The 21411-nt window shown below is 69.9% G+C and carries 13 protein-coding genes; 7 read left to right on the top strand and 6 right to left on the bottom strand.

All coding sequences use genetic code 11. From position 1 onward, the window contains the following. Positions 1-16: 16 nt before the first annotated feature. Together ACLFOB_RS01050 and ACLFOB_RS01055 are read left to right on the top strand one after the other, a co-directional pair. The gene (locus ACLFOB_RS01050; protein ID WP_410917941.1) at positions 17-2191 is read left to right on the top strand and encodes an RNA degradosome polyphosphate kinase; all 2175 of its coding nucleotides are present in this window, start codon (positions 17-19) and stop codon (positions 2189-2191) included. A 55-nt stretch (positions 2192-2246) separates the two neighbouring features. Next, positions 2247-3788, top strand: a complete 1542-nt coding sequence (locus tag ACLFOB_RS01055; protein ID WP_410924402.1) for a Ppx/GppA family phosphatase — start codon at positions 2247-2249, stop codon at positions 3786-3788. 110 nt (positions 3789-3898) lie between these two features. On the opposite strand, the gene ACLFOB_RS01060 is transcribed toward ACLFOB_RS01055, so the two are convergent. Continuing rightward, the gene (locus ACLFOB_RS01060; protein ID WP_410924404.1) at positions 3899-6997 is read right to left on the bottom strand and encodes a valine--tRNA ligase; all 3099 of its coding nucleotides are present in this window, start codon (positions 6995-6997) and stop codon (positions 3899-3901) included. Positions 6998-7392: 395 nt separating this feature from the next. Here ACLFOB_RS01060 and typA point away from each other — a divergent pair, with 395 nt between their 5' ends. Then, positions 7393-9213 (top strand): translational GTPase TypA, encoded by a 1821-nt coding sequence (gene typA / locus ACLFOB_RS01065; RefSeq protein WP_410924406.1) that lies wholly within the window; start codon positions 7393-7395, stop codon positions 9211-9213. 95 nt (positions 9214-9308) lie between these two features. Here typA and ACLFOB_RS01070 read toward each other — a convergent pair whose 3' ends face one another. The 3 genes from ACLFOB_RS01070 to recA form a co-directional block, all read right to left on the bottom strand. Then, a complete protein-coding gene (locus ACLFOB_RS01070; RefSeq protein WP_410916045.1) occupies positions 9309-9596 on the bottom strand; it encodes a DUF1330 domain-containing protein in 288 nt (95 codons plus the stop codon). A gap of 11 nt (positions 9597-9607) precedes the next feature. After that, positions 9608-12286, bottom strand: a complete 2679-nt coding sequence (gene alaS / locus ACLFOB_RS01075; RefSeq protein ID WP_410924408.1) for an alanine--tRNA ligase — start codon at positions 12284-12286, stop codon at positions 9608-9610. Positions 12287-12424: 138 nt separating this feature from the next. After that, the gene (gene recA, locus ACLFOB_RS01080) at positions 12425-13492 is read right to left on the bottom strand and encodes a recombinase RecA (protein ID WP_410916043.1); all 1068 of its coding nucleotides are present in this window, start codon (positions 13490-13492) and stop codon (positions 12425-12427) included. 182 nt (positions 13493-13674) lie between these two features. On the opposite strand from recA, the gene ACLFOB_RS01085 reads away from it, so the two are divergent. Beyond that, entirely contained in the window at positions 13675-14271 is a 597-nt protein-coding gene (locus ACLFOB_RS01085) for a gamma-glutamyl kinase (protein ID WP_410924410.1), read from the top strand. A 56-nt stretch (positions 14272-14327) separates the two neighbouring features. On the opposite strand, the gene ACLFOB_RS01090 is transcribed toward ACLFOB_RS01085, so the two are convergent. Together ACLFOB_RS01090 and ACLFOB_RS01095 are read right to left on the bottom strand one after the other, a co-directional pair. Further along, positions 14328-16589 (bottom strand): ATP-binding protein, encoded by a 2262-nt coding sequence (locus ACLFOB_RS01090; RefSeq protein ID WP_410924417.1) that lies wholly within the window; start codon positions 16587-16589, stop codon positions 14328-14330. Between the two features lie 148 nt (positions 16590-16737). Continuing rightward, a complete protein-coding gene (locus ACLFOB_RS01095; RefSeq protein WP_410924412.1) occupies positions 16738-17898 on the bottom strand; it encodes an RsmB/NOP family class I SAM-dependent RNA methyltransferase in 1161 nt (386 codons plus the stop codon). 537 nt (positions 17899-18435) lie between these two features. Between ACLFOB_RS01095 and ACLFOB_RS01100 the strand changes: the two genes are divergently transcribed. The 3 genes from ACLFOB_RS01100 (at position 18436) to ACLFOB_RS01110 (ending at position 21387) form a co-directional block, all read left to right on the top strand. Continuing rightward, on the top strand, positions 18436-18885 hold the full coding sequence (locus tag ACLFOB_RS01100) for a DUF427 domain-containing protein (RefSeq protein ID WP_410916040.1): 450 nt from the start codon (positions 18436-18438) through the stop codon (positions 18883-18885). Between the two features lie 203 nt (positions 18886-19088). After that, a complete protein-coding gene (eutB, locus tag ACLFOB_RS01105; protein WP_410924414.1) occupies positions 19089-20102 on the top strand; it encodes a hydroxyectoine utilization dehydratase EutB in 1014 nt (337 codons plus the stop codon). A gap of 151 nt (positions 20103-20253) precedes the next feature. Beyond that, positions 20254-21387, top strand: a complete 1134-nt coding sequence (locus ACLFOB_RS01110) for a metallophosphoesterase family protein (protein WP_410924415.1) — start codon at positions 20254-20256, stop codon at positions 21385-21387. The last annotated feature ends 24 nt before the right edge of the window (positions 21388-21411 follow it).

Genomic DNA, 21411 nt, shown 5'->3' on the forward strand with positions numbered 1-21411 from the left:
TGTCCACAGGAGCGCCATGAGCATCGCGGATTTCCTCGAAAGCCCCCTGCCTGATCCGGCCGACCCGCCCGCGGAGGGCATCTGCGGCCCCGGGCGCTTCTTCAACCGCGAACTCAGCTGGCTTGGCTTCAACTGGCGCGTCCTGGAAGAGGCCGAGAACCGCGGCGTGCCGCTGCTGGAGCGGCTGCGCTTCCTGTCGATCTCGGCCACCAATCTCGACGAGTTCTATACCGTGCGCGTCGCCGGCCTGCGCGAACTGGCCAAGGCGGGCAACACCACGCCCGCCGCCGACGGCCTGACGCCCGCCGAACAGCTCAAGCTGATCGACGAGGACGCGCGCCGCCTGATGCAGCGCCAGCAGGCGGTCTATGCCGGACTGCGCAGCCAGATGGAGGCCGAAGGCATCGTGATCGCGGAGCGCGAAGCCCTCACCGCGGAAGACCGCGCGCACCTGGGCCAGGTCTATCTCGACCGCGTGTTCCCGGTGCTCTCGCCGCTCGCCATCGACCCGGCGCATCCCTTTCCCTTCATCCCCAACACCGGCTTCAGCCTCGCGCTGCAACTGGAGCGGCGCAAGGACGGCTGGCCGCTGCAGGCGCTGCTGCCGATCCCGCACCAGATCGACCGCTTCGTGCCGCTGCCGGGCGACGCGGGACAGGCGCGCTTCCTGCCGCTGGAAGAGCTTTTGCTGCTGCATCTCGACAGCCTCTTTCCGGGCTATCGGGTCGCCGGGCACTGCGCCTTCCGCGTGCTGCGCGACAGCGATCTGGAGGTCGAGGAAGAGGCCGAGGATCTGGTGCGCGAGTTCGAGGTCGCGCTCAAGCGCCGCCGCCGGGGCGAAGTGGTGCGCATGAAGATCTCCGCCGGGGCGCCCGCGGCGCTGAAGGAGGTCATCATGCGCGAGCTCGAGGTGATCCCCGAGGAGGTGATCGAGATCGAGGGCGTCATCGGCCTTGCCGACCTCAAGGAACTGGTGCTCGACAGCCGTCCCGACCTGCTCTGGCCCTCCTTCACGCCGCGGGTGCCCGAGCGGGTGCAGGACCACGACGGCGACATGTTCGCGGCGATCCGGCAGAAGGACATGCTGCTGCACCACCCCTACGAGACCTTCGACATGGTGGTGCGCTTCCTGCAGCAGGCCGCCGCCGACCCCGACGTGGTGGCGATCAAGCAGACGCTCTACCGCACCTCGCGCAACTCGCCCATCGTGCAGGCGCTGTGCGAGGCAGCCGAGGACGGCAAGTCTGTCACCGCGCTGGTCGAACTCAAGGCGCGCTTCGACGAGGCCGCCAACATCCGGCAGAGCCGGATGCTGGAGCGCGCGGGCGCGCATGTGGTCTATGGCTTCATCGACTGGAAGACGCATGCCAAGATCAGCACGGTGGTCCGGCGCGAGGGCGACAAGCTGGTGACCTACACCCACTACGGGACCGGCAACTACCACCCGATCACCGCCAGGATCTACACCGACCTCAGCTTCTTCACCTGCGACACGGCGCTGGGGCGCGATGCGACCAAGGTCTTCAACTATCTCTCGGGCTACGCCCTGCCCGAGGGGCTGGAGAACCTCGCCATCTCGCCGCACACGCTCAAGCCCCGGATGCTGGAGATGATCGCGAAGGAGGCCCGGCACGCGCAGGCCGGGCGCCCCGCCGCCATCTGGCTCAAGATGAACTCGCTGATCGAGCCCGACATGATCGACGCGCTCTACGAAGCGAGCCGCGCGGGCGTGAAGATCGACTGCGTGATCCGTGGCATCTGCGGCCTGAGGCCCGGAATCAGGGGGCTGTCGGAAAACATTCGCGTGAAATCCATCATCGGACGGTTCCTGGAGCACTCCCGGATCATCTGCTTCGGCAACGGCTCCGGCCTGCCCTCGAAGAAGGCGAAGGTCTACATCTCGTCCGCAGACTGGATGGGCCGCAACCTCAATCGCCGGATCGAGACGCTGGTGGACATCCGCAACCCGACCGTGAAGGCGCAGATCGTCGATCAGATCATGGCGGCGAACCTCGCCGACACCGCGCAAAGCTGGGTGATGCGGCCCGACGGCAGCTTTTTCCGCGCGCCGCTGGGCGACGGCGAGAGCGGATTCAGCTGCCACCGCTTCTTCATGGAGAACCCCTCGCTCTCCGGCCGGGGTTCGGCGGGCGCAGCCGACGTGCCGCAACTGACGCACGCATCCGATTGACCCCGCCCGCGCCCCGTCGCATGGTCTGCGCCGAGGCGTAGACTGGCGGGACGTGATGGACGGCTTGGAGCCTTACGAGCCGGGCGACTGGGGGCCTTTCGGGCGGCCGCTCTTCCGGGACGCGCAGGCGCGCGCCCTGTCGCGCGTGGGCGTTGTGGACGTGGGGTCGAACTCTGTCCGGCTCGTCGTCTTCGACGGCGCGGCGCGCAGCCCGGCCTATTTCTACAACGAAAAGGTCATGTGCGCCCTCGGCGCGGGCCTTGGCGAGACCGGGCGCCTCAATCCCGAGGGGCGCGCCCGCGCACTCCGCGCGCTCGCGCGTTTCGCCCTGCTGGCCAGGGGAATGGGCGCATCGCCGCTCACCGTCGTCGCCACGGCGGCGGTGCGCGACGCGGCCGACGGGCCGGAGTTCTGCGACGAGGTCGAGCGAGAGACCGGGCTGAAGCTGTGGATCGTGGACGGCCGCGAGGAGGCGCGGCTGTCGGCGCAGGGCGTGCTGCTGGGCTGGCCGGGCTCCTACGGGCTTGTCTGCGATATCGGCGGCGCCTCGATGGAACTGGCCGAGATCGCCGAGGGCCGCGTGGGCAGGCGCCTGTCGTCGGAACTGGGGCCGCTCAAGCTTGCCGATCTGCCGGGCGGGCGGAAGGGCCGGCGGGGACACATCCAGAAGGTGATGGACCGGCTGGCGCGCGAGATGGGGCCGCAGCACAACCGCCTGTTCCTGGTGGGCGGCTCCTGGCGGGCCATCGCTCGGATCGACATGCACCGCCGCGGCTATCCGCTGCATGTGCTGCACGAATACCGGATGAGCAAGAAGTCGGTCTCGGAAACGGTGAAATACATCGAGAAATCCGACCTCGACGCGCTGCGCGCCTCATGCGGGGTCTCGTCCTCGCGGATCGGCCTCGTGCCGCTGGCGGCAGAGGTGCTCTACCGGCTGGTGCGCACCTTCCAGCCAAAGGACATTGCCCTGTCCAGCTACGGCATCCGCGAGGGCCTGCTCTACGAGCAGATGCCGCAGGAGCTGCGCGACCGCGATCCGCTGATCGAGGCCTGCCTGTTTTCCGAGGCCAAGGACGCGCGCCTGCCGGGCTTCGGCCGCAAGCTCTACGATTTCGTGCTGCCGCTCTTCCGCAACGTCCCCGAGGCGCGGCTCAGGATCATCCAGGCCGCCTGTCTGCTGCACGACGTGAGCTGGCGCGCGCATCCCGACTACCGCGCCGAGATCTGCTTCGACAACGCCACGCGCGCCAACCTGGGCGGGCTCAAGCACGCCGAACGCATCTACCTTGGCCTGGCGCTGCTGCACCGCTACCGCAACAAGCGCGAAGGCACCCCCTTCGAGCCGCTGTTCTCGCTGCTGCCCGAGGCCGACCGCGCCGAGGCCGAGGTGCTGGGCAAGGCGATGCGCTTCGGCGCGATGCTCTGGATGTCCGACAATGGCCGCCCGGGCGAGCTGCGCTGGTTCCCCAAGAAGAAGCTGCTGGAACTGCGCCTGAGCCGCGCCGCAGCCCCCCTCTTCGGCGAGGTGGCCGAGGCGCGATTCGACGCGCTCTGCGCGGCCTTGGGTGCGGAGCGCGCGGTGCGCATCCTCTGAGCGCACGCAGCGTCGTCAGGCGCTGTCACCCCCGGCGGCCGAGCGGCCTGTCAGAGCGAGGTCCGACAGGAGAGAGCAGCGCCCCTTTCGCCACGCAAGCGACACGCGCCTCAGCCGATCTCGGACAGCCGCGCCAGCGCGGCGGCGATCCGCGCGCGCTCGTCTCGGCGCGCGGCCAGGTTCTCGCGCGCCTCCTCCACCACCTCTTCGGGGGCGTTCGCGGCGAAGTCCGGGTTCGACAGCCGACCCGAAAGCCCGGCGATTTCCTTGTCGAGCTTCGCCTGCGTCTTTTCCAGGCGCGCCTTCTCCTCGTCCACGTCGATCAGCCCCTCGAGCGGCAGGCCGAGCGTCGTGCCCTCCAGCGCCACGGTCGCTGTCCCGCGGGGAAAGGCTGTCACCTCCTCCAGGCTCTCGATCCGCGCCAACCGCCTGATCAGCGCCGCGTTCCGCTCCCAGGCGCGGCGGCCCGGCGCGTCCATCTCGGTCACCAGCACCGGAACATAGACGCCCGCCGGCACATGCATCTGCGCGCGCACGCTGCGCACCTCCTCGATCACCGCGATGACCCAGCGCATCTCGGCGTCGGCCTCTTCATCGGCCAGATCCGCCGCGCGATAGCCCGGCCAGTCGGCATGGATCAGCATGGTCGAGCGCTCCGCCAGCACGTCCCAGAGCTCTTCGGTGATGAAGGGCATGAAGGGGTGCAGCAGGATCAGGCACTGGTCGATCACCCATCCCATGACGCGCTGCGTCTCGGCGCGCAGCGCCGCGTCCTCACCCTGCAGGAGCGGCTTGGAGAACTCGACATACCAGTCGCAGACCCGGTGCCAGGTGAAGGCATAGAGCGCGGCGGCCGCGTCGTTGAAGCGGAAGGCGCCGAGTGCGGCGTCCACCTCCTCGCGCACGCGAGCCGTCTCGCCCAGGATCCAGCGATTGACGGGCGCCGTGGCCTCCGGCACGCCGGCCTGCCCGCAGACCGCGCCGTTCATCTCGGCGAAGCGCGCGGCGTTCCACAGCTTGGTGCCGAAGTTGCGGTAGCCCGCGATGCGATCCTTCGAGAGCTTGATGTCGCGGCCCATCGCGGCGAGCACCGCGAGCGTGAAGCGCACCGCGTCCGCGCCATACTCGTCGATCAGGTCAAGCGGATCGAGCACGTTGCCAAGCGACTTCGACATCTTCTTGCCCTGCGCATCGCGAACAAGCGCGTGGACATAGACGGTGTCGAAGGGCCGCTGGCCGACGATGGCGTATTGCATCATCATCATCCGCGCGACCCAGAAGAAGATGATGTCGAAGCCGGTGATCAGCACGCTGGTCGGGAAGTAGCGCCGCAACTCGGGCGTGTCCTCCGGCCAGCCCAGCGTCCCGATCGGCCACAGGCCGGACGAGAACCAGGTGTCCAGCACGTCAGGGTCCTGCCACACGGGATAGACCAGCTGCGTCGGGTCCTGGCTGACCGAATATTCGGCAAGGCTCTCGGCGATCAGATGCAGCGCCGCCTCGCGGTCGGCCACCTCGACCACGCGGGCATGGTCGAGCGGCGTGGGCAGCCCGGCCAGCACATCGTTGAACTTTACGCGCACGGCTTCGAAGTCGTGCGCTGCATGGTGGCGCTCCTCGCCCTTCAGGAGATGCTGGTGCGACAGCAGCCGCCCCACCTCGACCGGGTCCAGCGCGCCGTCGCCCTCGTCGTCCACGAAGCCCTCGCGCGCCAGGTCGAAGCCGTACCAGACCGGGATGCGGTGCCCCCACCACAGCTGGCGAGAGACGCACCAGGGCTCGATGTTCTCCAGCCAGTGGAAATAGACCTTGCGGTCGGCTTCGGGCAGGATGGTGGTCTCGCCCGTCCGCACCGCCTCGATGGCCGGCCCCACGATCTGTGCCGCATCCACGAACCACTGGTCCGTCAGCATCGGCTCGATCACCACCTTCGAACGGTCGCCATAGGGCGCCATGATCGTCTTCTTCTCGACGAGAGGCACCTCGTTGCCCTCGTCGTCGGTGGTCATGACCGCCAGGCCCTCCTCGGTGATCGCCTCCACCACGCGGGCGCGCGCCTCGAAGCGGTCGAGCCCGCGCAGCTCGTCGGGCACCAGGTTGATCGCGTCGATCTCCGCCTCCGACAGCTCCAGCCCCGCGACGATCTCCTGCGCGCGCATCGCCGCCTCGGCGTAAGGCTCGCCGTCGTCGCGCATCCGCGCGGCGGTGTCCATCAGCCGGTAGCAGGGGATGCCGTTGCGCTTGGCCACGCCATAGTCGTTGAAATCATGCGCGCCGGTGATCTTCACCGCGCCCGAGCCGAAGTCCGGGTCGGGGTAGTCGTCCGTGATGATCGGGATCAGGCGGCGATGCTCCCGCGGCCCCACCGGGATCTCGCAGAGCTTGCCGACGATGGGCGCATAGCGCGCGTCCGACGGGTGCACCGCCACCGCGCCGTCGCCCAGCATGGTTTCGGGCCGCGTCGTGGCGATAGAGATGTAGTCGCGCTCTTCCTCCAGCACGACGTTACCGTCCGCGTCGCGCTCGATGTAGGTGTAGGTCTCGCCGTTGGCGAGCGGATACTTGAAGTGCCACATGAACCCCTCGACCTCGGTGTTCTCCACCTCGAGGTCGGAAATCGCGGTCTCGAAATGCGGGTCCCAGTTCACCAGCCGCTTGCCGCGGTAGATCACGCCCTTGTCGTAGAGGTCGAGAAACACCCGGATCACCGCGTCGTGAAAGTTCTGCCCGCCCGGCGCGCCCTCGGGGTCGCCCGGCGCGCCGGCCATGGTGAAGGCCTCGCGTTCCCAGTCGCAGGAGGCGCCCAGCCGCTCCAGCTGGCTGCGGATGTTCCCGCGCGAACGGCGCTTCTGCTCCCAGACGAGCTTCAGGAAGTCCTCGCGGTCCATGTCCGTGCGCCGGCGGCCCGATTGCGCCAGCTCGCGCTCGACCACCATCTGGGTGGCGATCCCGGCGTGGTCGGTGCCCGGCTGCCACAGCGTGTCGAAGCCGCGCATCCGGTGCCAGCGGATCAGGATGTCCTGCAGCGTGTTGTTGAAGGCATGGCCCATGTGCAGGCTGCCGGTCACGTTGGGCGGCGGGATCACGATGGAAAAGCTCTCCGCGCCCGGCCGCGCGCCCGCGCCCGCGGCGAAGGCGCGCGCGCCCGTCCACTCGGCATAGATCCGCGGTTCCGCCTCGGCGGCGTCGAAACTCTTCGGAAGCGTCATCCCGGCAATCCCTCGGTGGTCTCGGTCGGGGCATTCGCGCACCCCGCATGGGCCCGTCCCTTACCCGACCCCATGGCGAAGGAAAAGCCGCGCGTCTCCTCTGGCCAACGCGCACACAAGGACCGGCTTCCCGGATCGCAACATCCTGCGGAGGTCTCGGCGAACAGGGCGTGTGCGGGCGCTTCCGCGGGCGGAGCGGCGTTTTTGGTGCGGGGCCTGGGCGGTCCTCTCCGTGGGGGCCGCTGCGGCGTTCTGGGAGGTGGTCTCCGCGCGGTGGCGCTCAGGCCAGCACAGCAGCTCGCCGGGAAGCGGGCGCGCGGCGATCACATGCTCTCTGGCCTTTCCCCGCGCGGACCCCTATCTGGACGGCAACACCGACACGAAAGACCCCCCGCATGGATATTCGCAACATCGCGATCATCGCGCATGTCGATCATGGCAAGACCACGCTGGTCGACGCGCTTCTGCGCCAGTCCGGCGCGTTTCGCGAGAATCAGGCCGTGGCCGAGCGCGCGCTTGACTCCAACGACCTCGAGCGCGAGCGCGGGATCACGATCCTTGCCAAGGCCACGAGCGTGGAATGGCACGGCACGCGCATCAACATCGTCGACACCCCCGGCCACGCCGATTTCGGCGGCGAGGTGGAACGCATCCTGAGCATGGTCGACGGCGTCGTGCTGCTTGTGGATGCCGCGGAAGGGCCGATGCCGCAGACCAAGTTCGTCACCTCCAAGGCGCTGGCGCTGGGGCTGCGGCCCATCGTGGTGCTCAACAAGGTGGACAAGCCCGATGCCGAGCCCGACCGTGCTCTGGACGAGGTCTTCGACCTTTTCGCGGCGCTGGGGGCGGACGACGACCAGCTCGATTTCCCGCATCTCTATGCCTCCGGTCGCGCCGGCTGGGCCGATGCGGAGCCTGACGGGCCGCGCGCGGACCTTGCCGCGCTCTTCCGGCTGATCGTCAACCATGTGCCGAAGCCCCGCCAGCAGGCGCGTGCGGACGAGGATTTCCGCATGCTGGCCACGACGCTTTCGGCCGATCCCTACCTTGGCCGTATCCTGACGGGGCGGGTCGAGTCCGGGCGGCTGAAGGCCGGCGCCACGGTGCAGGCGATCAGCCGCCTGGGCCAGAAGATCGAGCAGTTCCGCGTGAGCAAGATCATGGCTTTCCGGGGCCTTGCCCAGACCGAGATCGACGAGGCCGTGGCCGGCGACATCGTGACGCTTGCCGGCATGGCGAAGGCCACGGTGTCGGACACGATCTGCGCGCTGGCGGTGGACGAGCCCCTGCCCGCGCAGCCGATCGATCCGCCCACGATCTCGGTCACCTTCGGGATCAACGACAGCCCGCTGGCGGGCCGCGACGGCAAGAAGGTGCAGAGCCGGGTGATCCGCGACCGCCTGATGAAGGAGGCGGAATCGAACGTGGCGATCCGGGTGACGGACGCGCCGGGCGGCGAGGCCTTCGAGGTGGCAGGCCGCGGCGAACTGCAGATGGGCGTGCTGATCGAGAACATGCGCCGCGAGGGCTTCGAGCTGTCGATCTCGCGCCCCCGCGTGCTCTTGCGCGAGGAAGATGGCCAGACGCTGGAGCCCGTCGAGGAGGTCACCATCGACGTGGACGACGACCACGCCGGCGCGGTGATCGAGAAGCTGACCGGCCCGCGCAAGGGCGACCTGGCAGAGATGCGGCCCGCCGGCGCTGGCAAGACACGGATCGTGGCGCATGTGCCGTCGCGGGGCCTGATCGGATACCACGGCGAATTCCTGACCGACACGCGCGGCACCGGCGTGCTCAACCGCGTCTTTCACGGCTGGGCGCCGCACAAGGGGCCGATCCCGGGGCGACGCGCGGGCGTGCTGATCTCGATGGAGGACGGCGAGGCGGTGGCCTATGCGCTGTGGAACCTGGAAGAGCGCGGGCGGCTCTTCATCGGCCCGCAGGAGAAGATCTACCAGGGGATGATCATCGGCGAGCATTCCCGCGAGAACGACCTGGAAGTGAACCCGCTGAAGGGCAAGAAGCTGACCAACGTCCGCGCCAGCGGGTCGGACGACGCGGTGCGCCTCACGCCCGCCACGCGGCTGACGCTGGAGGAAGCGATCGCCTATATCGACGACGACGAACTGGTGGAGGTGACGCCGAACGCGATCCGGCTGCGCAAGCGCCACCTCGACCCGCACGAGCGCAAGCGGGCGGCGAAGGCGGCAGTCTAGGCAGCGCTCCTCCGCCCTGACGGGCCTCGTCGCTGGGGGCGCGCGGCCGGTCGAGAGCGTGATCCGCTGCAGAGACGCGCCCGCCAGGGCGCGGCCTATTCCGCGGTCTCGACGATCACCAGTTCGCGTTCGGCCGCACCCTTCGCGTGGGCCAGCGCCGCCTGGTAGGAGTCGGAGCGGTAGCAGGCCTCTGCCGCCGCGACCGACGGGAAGCGGACCACCACGTTGCGCGGCCGGTCCGGCCCTTCGAGTTGCACGTAGCGCCCGCCGCGCGCCAGCACCTCGCCGCCGTGCGCCTTGAGCGCCTCGGTCGCGAGCGCGGCGTATTTACCATAGGTCTCTTCGTCGGTCACCTTGACATGGGCGATCCAGAGTGCCGGCATCCCCTCCTCCCTCAACTGACTTCCGCGTCTGCCTGCGCGATGACCGCCTCCGCGGCGCGGATCGCGGCCTCGGCGTTCTCGGGGGCCTTGCCGCCGCCCTGCGCCATGTCCGCGCGGCCGCCGCCGCCCTTGCCGCCCAGCTCGTGCACCGCGGCGCGCACGATCTCGACCGCCGAGAGGCGCGCGGTCAGATCGTCGGTCACGCCCGCCGCCACGGCTGCCTTGCCGTCGGAATCGGCGATGAGCAGCACCGCCCCCGAGCCCAGCCGCGTCTTCATCTCGTCGATCAGCGGCGGCAGGTCCTTGCCGGTCACGCCGCCGACCACCTGTGCAAGGAAGCGCACGCCGCCCACCTCGCGCGCCTGAGGCTCGGTGCTTTGCCCGCCGCCCGCCATGGCGAGTTCCCGACGCAGCCGCGCCACCTCGTTCGTCAGTTCCCGGAGCCGCGCCTGATCGGCCCGGATGCGCGCGGGAAGTTCCTCTGGCTGGGTGCGCAGTTCGGTGGCCGCCTCGGCCACCAGCTTGCGCAGACGGGCCACATGGGCGCGCGCCGCCTCGCCGGTCAGCGCCTCGACCCGGCGGACGCCTGCGGCACTGGCGCTGTCGCCAAGCAGCACGAACTCCCCGATCTCGCCGGTGCGCGCGACATGGGTGCCGCCGCACAACTCGATCGAATAGGTATCGCCCTGCGGGCCGCGGCCCGATCCGGGCTGACGCCCCATCGAGACCACGCGCACCTCGTCGCCGTATTTCTCGCCGAAGAGCGCCTGCGCCCCCATCGCGCGGGCCTCGTCGGGCGTCATGATGCGGGTCTCGACCGGCGCGTTGGCGCGGATGAAGGCATTGACCTCTCCCTCGACGCGCTCGATCTCGTCCGCCGTCAGTGCCTTGGCATGGCTGAAGTCGAAGCGCAGCCTGTCGGGCGCGTTGAGGCTGCCGCGCTGGGCGACATGCGGCCCGAGCGCCTCGCGCAGCGCCTCGTGCAGCAGGTGCGTGGCCGAGTGGTTGGCGCGAATCGCGCTGCGGCGGGCGTGGTCCACCGCGAGCTTGGCGGGTTGGGCGGGCTCCAGCACGCCCTCCTCGACCTCGGCGAAATGGATGTGGACGCCCGCCACCTTCTTCGTGTCCGTGACGCGCGCGAGCGCGCCCTCGGTGCGGATCGTGCCGGTATCGCCCACCTGGCCGCCTGCTTCGGCGTAGAAGGGCGACTGGTTCAGGACGATCTGGCCCGTCTGGCCCGGATGCAACTGTGCCACCTCGCGGCCGTCCTGCACGAGCGCCAGGATCTGGCCCTCCGCGGTCTCGGTGTCGTACCCGAGAAAGTCGGTCGCCCCGTGCCGGTCGGCGAGGTCGAACCAGATGGCGGCATCCGCGGCCTCGCCCGACCCGGCCCAGGCGGCGCGCGCCTTGGCCTTCTGCTCGGCCATCGCGGCGTCGAAGCCCTCGGTCTCGACGCTGCGGCCGCGTTCGCGCAAGGCATCCTGTGTCAGGTCCAGCGGAAAGCCGTAGGTGTCGTAGAGCCTGAAGGCCGCGCGGCCGGGCAGCGGCGCGTCCTCCGGCAGCGATTCGAGCTCCTCGTCGAGCAGCCGCAGCCCGCGGTCGAGCGTCTGGCGGAAGCGCGTCTCCTCCAGCTTCAGCGTCTCCTCGATCAGCGGCTGCGCGCGCGGGAGTTCGGGATAGGCCGCGCCCATCTCGGCCACGAGGGCCGGGACCAGCCGGTGCATCAGGGGCGCGTCGATGCCCAGCTGGTGGGCATGGCGCATGGCACGTCGCATGATCCGGCGCAGAACATAGCCGCGCCCGTCGTTCGACGGCATCACCCCGTCGGCGATCAGGAAGGAGGTGGAGCGCAGATGGTCCGCGATCACGCGGTGATGGGTCCGGCCCGGCCCGTCGGGTTCGGTGTTCGAGGCTTCGGCGCTCGCTTCGATCAGCCGGCGCATCAGGTCCGTGGCGTAGTTGTCGTTCGTCCCCTGCAGGAGTGCCGCGACCCGCTCGATTCCCATGCCGGTGTCGATCGACTGAGCCGAGAGTTCGCGGCGGCTGCCGTCCTCGAACTGCTCGTACTGCATGAAGACCAGGTTCCAGATCTCGACGAAGCGGTCGCCGTCTTCCTCGGGCGTGCCCGGCGGTCCGCCCCAGTACCGCTCGCCGTGGTCGAAGAAGATCTCGGAGCAGGGGCCGCAGGGACCCGTCGGCCCCATCATCCAGAAGTTGTCGTCGGTCGCGATGCGCAGGATGCGCTCGTCCGGCAGGCCGGCCACCTTCTTCCAGAGGTCTGCCGCCGCGTCGTCGGTGTGAAAGACGGTGACCAGCAGCCGGTCCTTCGGGATGTCCAGTTCCCTTGTGATCAGCTCCCACGCAAGCGGGATCGCCGTCTCCTTGAAGTAGTCGCCGAAGCTGAAATTGCCCAGCATCTCGAAGAAGGTGTGATGCCGCGCCGTATAGCCGACGTTGTCGAGATCGTTGTGCTTGCCACCGGCGCGCACGCATTTCTGCGACGTCGCCGCGCGGGTGTAGTCGCGATGCTCGACCCCGGTGAAGAGGTTCTTGAACTGCACCATGCCCGAGTTGGTGAACATCAGCGTCGGGTCGTTGCGCGGCACCAGCGGGCTCGAAGGCACGACCTCGTGCCCGTTGCGGGCGAAGAAGTCGAGAAACGTCTTTCGGATATCGCTCAGGCTCGTCATCGGGCGGTGCTTCTCTCGCGGCGGGATGGGCAGGCAAGGGTGCGCCGCACCCCTGCATGCGGCGCGCGCCTTGCACATGTAGCCGGGCGCGCCGGGGCTGTCCATGCCCCGGCGCTCCGCCGGCTCGCCCCGGGGCGTTCAGCCCTCCATGACGTCCGCGTCGTCGCCTGACACGTCGAAGTCCAGCCCGTGCGCCGCGCGGATCTTGTCCTCGATCTCGCGCGCGATCGCCGGGTTCTCCTTCAGGAACGTCTTGGCGTTCTCCCGGCCCTGGCCGATGCGCTCGTCGCCGTAGCTGTACCAGCTGCCGGATTTCGCGACGACGCCCGCCTTCACGCCGAGGTCGATGAGTTCGCCGGTCTTCGAGATGCCCTCGCCGTACATGATGTCGAACTCGACTTCCTTGAACGGCGGCGCGACCTTGTTCTTGACCACCTTCACGCGGGTCAGGTTGCCCACCACCTCGTCGCGGTCCTTGACCGCACCGATCCTGCGGATGTCGAGGCGCACGGAGGAATAGAACTTCAGTGCGTTGCCTCCGGTCGTCGTTTCGGGGCTGCCGAACATCACGCCGATCTTCATCCGGATCTGGTTGATGAAGATCACCATGCAGTTCGACCGCGAGATCGAGCCGGTCAGCTTCCGCATCGCCTGGCTCATCAGGCGGGCCTGAACGCCGACGCTGGAATCGCCCATGTCGCCTTCGAGTTCGCTCTTCGGTGTCAGAGCGGCGACCGAATCGACGACGACCATGCTGACCGCGCCCGAGCGCACCAGAGTGTCGGTAATCTCGAGCGCCTGTTCGCCGGCGTCTGGCTGGCTGATCAGCAGTTCGTCCAGATCGACGCCCAGCTTCCTGGCGTAAAGGGGGTCGAGCGCATGCTCGGCGTCCACGAAGGCACAGACGCCGCCCTTCTTCTGCTCCTCCGCGATGCAGTGCAGCGTGAGCGTGGTCTTGCCCGAGCTTTCGGGGCCGTAGATCTCGATGATCCGCCCCTTCGGCAGCCCGCCGATGCCCAGCGCGATGTCGAGGCCCAGCGAGCCGGTCGAGGTGGCCTCGATATCCTTGACCGGGTTCTCGCCGCCCAGTTTCATGATCGAGCCCTTGCCGAACTGCCGCTCGATCTGCGCCAATGCGCTGTCCAGCGCCTTCTGCTTGTCTGCGCTCTTCTTGCTGTCCATGGAGAGGAGATCTGCTGATGCCATGAGGTTCCGGCCCTTTCTTGCACACCGCGCGGGGCGCGGCAACGCTGCCTTTTCGTTCCTTGTATGTTCTCGTAGCACATTGAGGGCAAAACGCGAACATTTCAAGTGTGGTGTCGATGCGCCCGACTTTCGCGCAACAAGGTTAACGGTTAGTTTGCAACTGTCGACGTCAGGGAGAGGCCATGCTGTTCTTCGCCAGGGAAAGGCTCGTGCTGCTTTCGGTGCCCAAGACCGGCACGACCGCCTGGCAGAGCGCGCTGGGACCTCATGCCAGCATGGTCGTGCGCGACCCGCCCGAACTCAAGCACGCGCCCGTCTATCGCTACAATCGCTTCTTCCGGCCGATGTTCGAGAAATTCTGCGATGGCCCGGTCGAGGTGGTGGCGGTGGTGCGCGAGCCGGTGAGTTGGCTGGGAAGCTGGTACCGCTTCCGCAGCCGGCCCTTCCTGCAGGGCCGGCCGACCTCGACCGAGGGAATCGACTTCGACGCCTTCGTGCGCGGCTATCTCGCGCAGCCGCAGCCCGCCTTCGCGGACGTCGGCAGCCAGGCCGCCTTTCTGGCCCCGCGGCCGAACGGCGCGCGGGTGCACCGGGTGTTTCGTTACGAGTCGCCGACCGCGCTTGCAGACTTTCTCGAGGCGCGCCTGGGACGCCGCGTCACGCCCGCGCAGGAGAACGTGTCGCCGGCCGCGCCGCTCGACCTCTCGCCCGAGACGGAGCGGACGCTGCGCGCGGCGCACGCTGCGGATTTCACCCTCTGGGAGGCGGCCGAAGGCTGACGCGAAGCCGCAGCGTCCGTCCGGCGCGCGGTTTTGCGGTCGCGGGGGCCGGGCGATCAGTGCAGCAGCTGGCGCTGAACCGTTTGAGTCAACTCTTCGAGCGAGAATGGCTTGGGCAGGAACACGGCCTGCGGGATCCGGATCCGGTCCGGCTCGAAACTGTCCTGCGCATAGCCCGAGACGAAGACGACCCGCGCCGTGGGATATGCCTTGAGCGCCTCGCGCACCCATGTCGGGCCATCCATCCCGGGCATCACAACATCCGTCACGAAGATGTCCACCGGCACTTCGCTGTCGCGCAGCATCTCGAGCGCCTCTTCCGCCGTGCGCGCTTCGAGGACCGTGTGCCCCGACAGGCGCAGCGCGCGAGACGCGAAGGCCCGCACCGGCGTCTCGTCCTCGACCAGCAGGATGACGCCATCGCGCGAGGTCTCCGCCGCGTCCGGCTCGGGCGCGGGCGGGGGCGCGGGCGGTTCGGGAACCGCCGCCTCGCCCGGCAACGGAAGATAGATCGAGAAGCTGCTGCCGGCGCCGGGCACACTGTCGACGAAGATGAAGCCACCCGACTGCTTGACGATCCCGTAGACGGTCGACAGGCCAAGCCCCGTGCCTTCGCCGACGCGCTTGGTGGTGAAGAAGGGTTCGAACACCTTGTCGAGCCGGTCGGGCGGGATGCCCTCTCCGGTATCGGACACCTGTACCAGCGCGTAGTCGCCTGCGGGCACCTCGGCACGCCCGCGCTTCAGCGGCTCGGTCAGCGCAAGGCGCTCCGTCCTGATCCGGATCTCGCCGCCCTCGGGCATCGCATCGCGCGCATTGACGACGAGGTTCATCATCACCTGCTCGAGCTGACGCTTGTCGAGCCGCAGCCGCGGAAGCTGCGCGTCGTGGGAAAAGCCGAGCGTCACCCGCTCGCCCACCAGCCGGTTCAGCAGGTGGGTTATGTCGGCCAGCGTTTCGCGCAGGTCCAGCAGTTCGAGGCTCAGCGTCTGCTTGCGGGAGAAGGCCAGCAATTGCGTGACCAGCGCCGCTGCACGGTTGGCGTTCTGGCTGATCTGGATCAGGTCGGCATAGTCCGGATCGCCTTCGTCGCGGCGCCGCAACAGCAGGTCGCAATGCCCCGAGATTGCCGTCAGCAGATTGTTGAAGTCATGCGCGATGCCGCCGGCGAGCTGGCCGATGGCCTGCATCTTCTGGCTCTGCACGAACTGGCTTTCCAGGGACTTGAGTTCCGTGGCGTCGTTGAGCACCGCCAACAGGACGGGCGCGCCGTCCTCCTCGAGCCGCGACAGCGTGACCTGGACGAAGACCTCTTCCTCGCGCCGGCGCAGGCGCAGGAACTCCGAGCGGTTCGCGCCCTGTCCGCGCAGCGCCTCGTCCAGCCAGACCGAGAGTGGTCGGCCAAGGCCTTCGGTCAGCTCCGCAAGGCTGGTCCGTTCGCTGCGCTCCAGCCGCAACAGCCGTCGCGCGCAGCCGTTGGCCATCAGCACGCTGCCGTCCGGCGCGAGCCGCATCAGCGCCACCGGCAGCCGCTCGATGTCACCCTCCGCCGGCGCGGGCGCGGCGTCATCGGGCGCCGGGAAGAGATAGATCTCGTCACGCCCGCCGCCCGCCTTGACGCGCGCCACGAGGCAGCCCACCGGACCGTTTGCACCGTGCACGCGTGCGACGGCGCCCGAGACGGGCGGGGCGTCGAAGACGGCATCGAGGGTCTTGACGCGTCCGCCCATCAACCGCCGTGCCGGGTCGTTCATGAACAGAATCGTGCCGCCGCGTCCGACGGTCAGGCGCGGCACGCCATGTGCCTCGGCCCCGCCGATCGCGGCGGCGCGGTCTGCGAAAGGCTCGATCCGCCAGAGCAATGCGCGGCGTCCGATCTGCTGCGCGGTCACCCGCAGGTGCCCCTTGCGCGTCACCACGTCCTCGCGCGCGGTGCCGGAGGCGATCGCGCGATCCTGCAGGCGGCCGATCACGGCGGCGGGATTGGCGAGCGTGCTGCGCAGCGCCGCGCCAAGCGTCTCGTGACCCCCGGCGCCGAACAGCCGCTCGGCCGCGTCGTTGTGCAGCCGCAGGGCGCCGGCCTCGTCGGTGATCAGGCAGGGCACCGCGTCGTTGGCCACGAACTCCGAAATCGCGCCCAGCGCGCGGTTGCGGCGCCATCTGGCCAGCGTGTCGCCGCCGCGCAGCAGGACGGCGACGGCGATCAGCGTGGCGCCGGCGGCATATGCGCCCGCAGAGATCACGTCCGAGGGCGCGATGACCCCGAGCGCCAGGAGGAGCACACCGAGCACCGGCAGCACCCACAGCCGCTGCGCCATCGACCAGGCCGTCCGAGAGACCGTACCGGGGTTGAGGGCCAAATAGGACACCGTGCCGCCCTTCCATCGATTCGTATGAGCGGCAGTAGGGCGTGATAGCCCTTAAGCCGCGCTTAATGGACCCACACCCCACGGTTGAGAATACGATTCAAAATTCGCGCGTCAATAATGCAAGATAGAAGCCGTCGCCATCGGAGCCGGGACGCCAGCGCCTTTCGGAGGTCTTGCGCCAGCCCGACGCGCGGGAGAGAAAGGCGCCGATGCGCGCCTCGTCCTCGGCCCGCAGCAGCGAACAGGTGGCATAGGCCAGCGTGCCGCCCGGCCGCAGGAGCATCGCGGCGCGATCGAGGATCGCATCCTGCACCCGTGACAGCTCGGCCAGCATGTCGGGCGTGAGGCGCCATTTCGCGTCCGGGTCGCGCCGCCACGCCCCGCTGCCCGAACAGGGCACGTCGCAAAGCACAAGATCGTAGGGCGCTTCCGCCTCCGGCTTCGCCACCAGCCGGACCGCGGCACCGGCGCGCAGGGCGCGGGACGGCAGCTCCGCGAGGCGCCGCTGGGCGGCATCATGCGCATCGACAGGCGCGCGGAGCCGCGCCGCCAGCGCCAGGGTCTTGCCACCGCCCCCGGCGCAGAGGTCGAGCACTCGCGCGCCGTCTTGCAGCGGCAGCGCGTCGACGACAGCCTGGCTTGCGGCGTCCTGCAACTCGACCAGCCCGTCGGCGAACGCGCGGCTGCGTGCCACGCGGCGCGCCCCCGCCGTCACCTCGAGCGCCGTCGTTCCGACCGGCACGGGAACGGTCTCGATTCCCTCTGCCGCAAGCGCGCTGGCCGCAGCCTCGCGGTCGCCCTTGAGAAGATTGGCGCGCAGATGCACCGGGGCCCGGTGGCGCAAGGCGAGGGCCGCCGCCTCCGCCTCGGCGCCCAGGCTTTCGCGGAAAGCCGGCCAGAGCCAGTCGGGCAGGTCCAGCGCCTCGGTGCCCGCAGGCGGCCGGCCCGCCGTACGCTCGGCCGCCGAAAGCGGGGCGGGCGCATGGCGGTCGCCGGTGAAACAGTCCTCGGGGTCCTCGTTTCGCGCGCGCAACCGGCCCAGCATCAGGCCGCGGCCGCTCTCGGCCCCGCCCAGCGCGGCGTAGCTGCGCCGCCGGCGCAACGCGTCGAAGACCAGGTCGCGCACCGCGGCGCGGTCGCCCGAGCCCGCATAGCGCGCCCGACGCCCCCAGGCGGTCAGCACCGGCTCGGCCCGCGCGCCGGCCAGCACGGCGTCGAGCGCCTCGATCGCGGCCTGAATCCGCGCCGCCGGCGTCACCGGCGACCCTGTCCCGGCGCCGGGGTGCGTCGCATCCTGACCATCCGTGCCGCGTGCCCATCCACTTGCATCGACGCCTGCATGTCAGAGACGGCCCGGCGCGCCAAGACCCGGCGCACAGCCGAGCAGCATCTGCGCAAGGTCGCTCGCGGCCGGCTTCGCCGCATCGGGCCGCCAGGCCAGCGCGAGCCCCCGGTGCAGGGTCCTCGGGCAGATCCGGGACCGGAACGAAGGCGACGTTTGAAAACGGCAACGAGCGGGCGTTCTCGGCCACCAGCGCATGGCCGGGGCCGGCCACGACCGGCAGCAGCATGGTCGGCGTCGCGCGCGCCTCCTGCTCGATCCGCGGGTCGAGGCCCTGCGCGTGACAGGCGCCGCGCAGCGCGGCGTGCAGGGCCGAGCCGGCGCTGCGGGGGAAGAAGATCGGCGGCCCGGCGGCAAGCGTGCGCAAGGGCCTCCGTCCCGGGCATCGACGTGCCAGCGACCCGTCCTATCTCCGGCAGCATGGCGGAGACACCTGACCTCCCCTCAGAGAACGTGCATGACTATCCGCGGCCGCCGGTGCTCGAAGCCGTGCCGCAGCGCCTGCTGGTGCGGCTGGGCGGCCGCGTTGCCGCGGACACCACGCAAGGCTTCCGCGTGCTCGAGACGCATCATGCGCCCACCTACTATTTTCCTCCGCGCGACGTTGCCGCGGAGCTGCGCCCGGCGTCCGGACGCAGCCTCTGCGAATGGAAAGGGCAGGCGCGATACTTCGACGTCATCTGCAGCGGTGTGACCGCTTCGCGCGCGGCCTGGTGCTATCCCGACCCCACGCCGCGCTTTCGCCCCATTGCCGGATACCTCGCCTTCTACGCGGGCGCGATGGAGGCCTGTTTCGTCGGCGCGGAGCGCGTGCTGCCGCAGCCCGGATCCTTTTACGGCGGCTGGGTCACGGCGAATCTGCAGGGGGTGGCCAAGGGCGCACCGGGCACCGAACACTGGTAGGGCGGAAAGGCCGGTTGCGGCTTTTCCGATGCGATCGGGCCACGGTGGACTTTGGCTGGCGGCCGCGCAAAGGATGGTGGCAACGGAACGCCTCGCACCGAAACGCCCGGACAGGAGACTGAGGTCTTGCAGCAGCCGCATCGCGTCCCGCCGAATCGCTCGTCGCGCCGGCAAGACGCGCGCCGCATGACCCGGGCCGCACCTTGACGGTCACGCTTGCCGACATCCTTGCGGCCCGCCGGTCGATCCGGGGCGTGGCGGATGCCACGCCGCTCGTCCCATCGCCCTTCATGTCCGCGCATGTCGGCCACGACGTCCTGCTCAAGCTGGAGAACATGCAGCCCATCGGCGCCTTCAAGCTGCGCGGCGCGCTGAATGCCATCGCGCAGTTGCCGGAGGGCACGGCCGGCGTCACCTGCTGTTCGACCGGCAACCACGGCCGCGGCGTGGCCTATGGCGCGCGCGAGCGGGGCCTGCGCGCGGTGGTCTGCATGTCCGGCCTGGTGCCGCAGGCCAAGGTCGACGGCATCCGCGCGCTGGGCGCAGAGGTGCGGATCGTCGGCCGCAGCCAGGACGAGGCGCTGGCAGAAAGCCGGCGGCTGGCCGCGGAACAGGGGCTGGCAGAAATCTCTCCCTTCGACGATCCGGCGGTGATCGCGGGACAGGGCACCATCGGGCTGGAAATGCTCGAGGCGCGGCCCGACATCCGGAGAGTGCTGGTGCCGCTCTCGGGCGGCGGCCTCGCCGCCGGCATCGCCGTCGCGGCGAAGGCGATCGATCCGTCCATCGAGGTCATCGGCATCTCGATGGACCGCGGCGCCGCGATGCATCGCTCGATACGCGCGGGCCGCCCGGTCGAGGTGCAGGAGGTCGAAAGCCTGGCCGATTCGCTGGGCGGCGGGATCGGGATGGAGAACCGCCTGTCCTTCCCGCTCTGCCGCGACCTGCTGGACGACACGCTGCTGGTGACCGAGGAAGAGATCTATCACGCCATGCAGGTGCTCTACTGGGAGGACCGGATCGTGGCGGAGGGCGCCTGCGTCGTGGGCCTTGCGGCCACGTTGGCGGGCAAGCTGCCGCAGGCCCGGGGCCCAATCGCCACGGTCGTCACCGGCCGCAACCTCGACATGGCGCTTTTCACCCGGGTGGTCACCGGACAGGACGTGACCCTGGGCGACCACAGGGTGCGCGGACGCCCCTACGCGCGCAAGGCTTGACCGCTGCGCCGACGTTCGCAATACGTTCCAGGGGTTGAGCGGGGCGTTCCACCTCAGGATGCAGGGGTGACAGGTTTTGACGCCCCGACGAGGGTAAGACCGGACTCGCGCCGCCGATCGGCGCCCTGACACTGCCCGCCGGGAGGACCGCATGACCGCCTTTCGCTTCATCCACAGTTCCGACCTGCACCTGGGCCGACGCTTCGCCAGCCTGCCGGACACGCCCGACGGCAACCTGCGCGGCAGGCTGATGGAGGCGCGGCACGCCGCCATCGGGCGGCTGGCCGCTGCCGCGCGCGACCATGGCGCGGCCCATGTCCTGCTGGCGGGCGACACCTTTGACAGCGCGACACCCTCGGCCGCCGTCGTGCGGCAGGCGCTCGCGGCGATGGGCGAGGCCGAAGGGATCCACTGGTGGCTGCTGCCGGGCAACCACGACAACCTGCGCGAGGCGGAGCCGCTCTGGGACGCGATCCGCCGGGACGCGCCCGCGAACGTGCAGGCGCTGACAGAGGCCGCGCCGGTCGAGTGCGCGCCGGAGGCCACGCTGCTGCCCTGCCCCGTCGAATGGCGCTCGGCCGGGCGCGATCCGACGGAACCGCTGGCCGGGATGCCCAGCGCGCCGGGGGCGCTGCGGCTGGCACTGGCGCATGGCGGCGTGACGGATTTCACCGACAGCGGCGCCAGCGTGCCGCCCGACCGCGACCGCAGCGCACGGCTCGACTACCTGGCGCTCGGTGACTGGCACGGGCGGCTCGAGGTGGGCCCGCGCGTGCATTACCCCGGCAGCCCCGAACAGGACCGCTTCCGCCACGACAGGCGCGGTGTCTGCCTTGCCGTGACGCTGGCCGGCCCCGGTGCGCCCCCCGAGGTCACGGAGGTCGAGACCGGAAGCTTTCTCTGGGCGCGCAAGTCGCTGCGCCTGACACCCGGAGAGGACGCGGCGGCGGCGCTCGGGGCGCTGCTGCCCGCCACGGGCCGGCGCGGGATCCTGCTGACGGTCGAGGCGGGCGGGCGCGCCAGCCTTGCAGAACAGGCCGCGCTTCGGGCCACGGCGCGCCGGGCGGCGCCCGAGTTCGCGCTCTTCCGCCTCGTGACCGACGCGCTCGCCAGCCACTACGAGGCTGCGGACCTCGACGAGATCGACCGCGCGGGCGCCCTGCGCCTCGCCGCCGACCGCCTGCGCGACGAGGCGCTGGACGAGGCGCTCGCACCGGAGCAGCGCGAGATCGCCGCGCAGGCGCTGGCGCGTCTCTACGCCATCGTCAGGGAGGGCCGGACATGAAGCTGCGCAGTATCCGGCTGGAGA

Source organism: Rhodosalinus sp. (assembly GCF_046542825.1).
Classification (GTDB): Bacteria; Pseudomonadota; Alphaproteobacteria; order Rhodobacterales; family Rhodobacteraceae; genus Rhodosalinus.

What these genes read in the sequence shown, in the direction of transcription:
- ACLFOB_RS01110 (WP_410924415.1), top strand. Translation starts at nt 20,254, where the DNA reads ATGACCGCCTTTCGCTTCATCCACAGTTCCGACCTGCACCTGGGCCGA.
- alaS (WP_410924408.1), bottom strand. Translation starts at nt 12,286, where the DNA reads ATGACGAGCCTGAGCGATATCCGAAAGACGTTTCTCGACTTCTTCGCC.
- ACLFOB_RS01060 (WP_410924404.1), bottom strand. Translation starts at nt 6,997, where the DNA reads ATGACGCTTCCGAAGAGTTTCGACGCCGCCGAGGCGGAACCGCGGATC.
- recA (WP_410916043.1), bottom strand. Translation starts at nt 13,492, where the DNA reads ATGGCATCAGCAGATCTCCTCTCCATGGACAGCAAGAAGAGCGCAGAC.
- ACLFOB_RS01090 (WP_410924417.1), bottom strand. Translation starts at nt 16,589, where the DNA reads ATGGCGCAGCGGCTGTGGGTGCTGCCGGTGCTCGGTGTGCTCCTCCTG.
- ACLFOB_RS01070 (WP_410916045.1), bottom strand. Translation starts at nt 9,596, where the DNA reads ATGCCGGCACTCTGGATCGCCCATGTCAAGGTGACCGACGAAGAGACC.
- ACLFOB_RS01050 (WP_410917941.1), top strand. Translation starts at nt 17, where the DNA reads ATGAGCATCGCGGATTTCCTCGAAAGCCCCCTGCCTGATCCGGCCGAC.
- ACLFOB_RS01085 (WP_410924410.1), top strand. Translation starts at nt 13,675, where the DNA reads ATGCTGTTCTTCGCCAGGGAAAGGCTCGTGCTGCTTTCGGTGCCCAAG.
- typA (WP_410924406.1), top strand. Translation starts at nt 7,393, where the DNA reads ATGGATATTCGCAACATCGCGATCATCGCGCATGTCGATCATGGCAAG.
- ACLFOB_RS01055 (WP_410924402.1), top strand. Translation starts at nt 2,247, where the DNA reads ATGGACGGCTTGGAGCCTTACGAGCCGGGCGACTGGGGGCCTTTCGGG.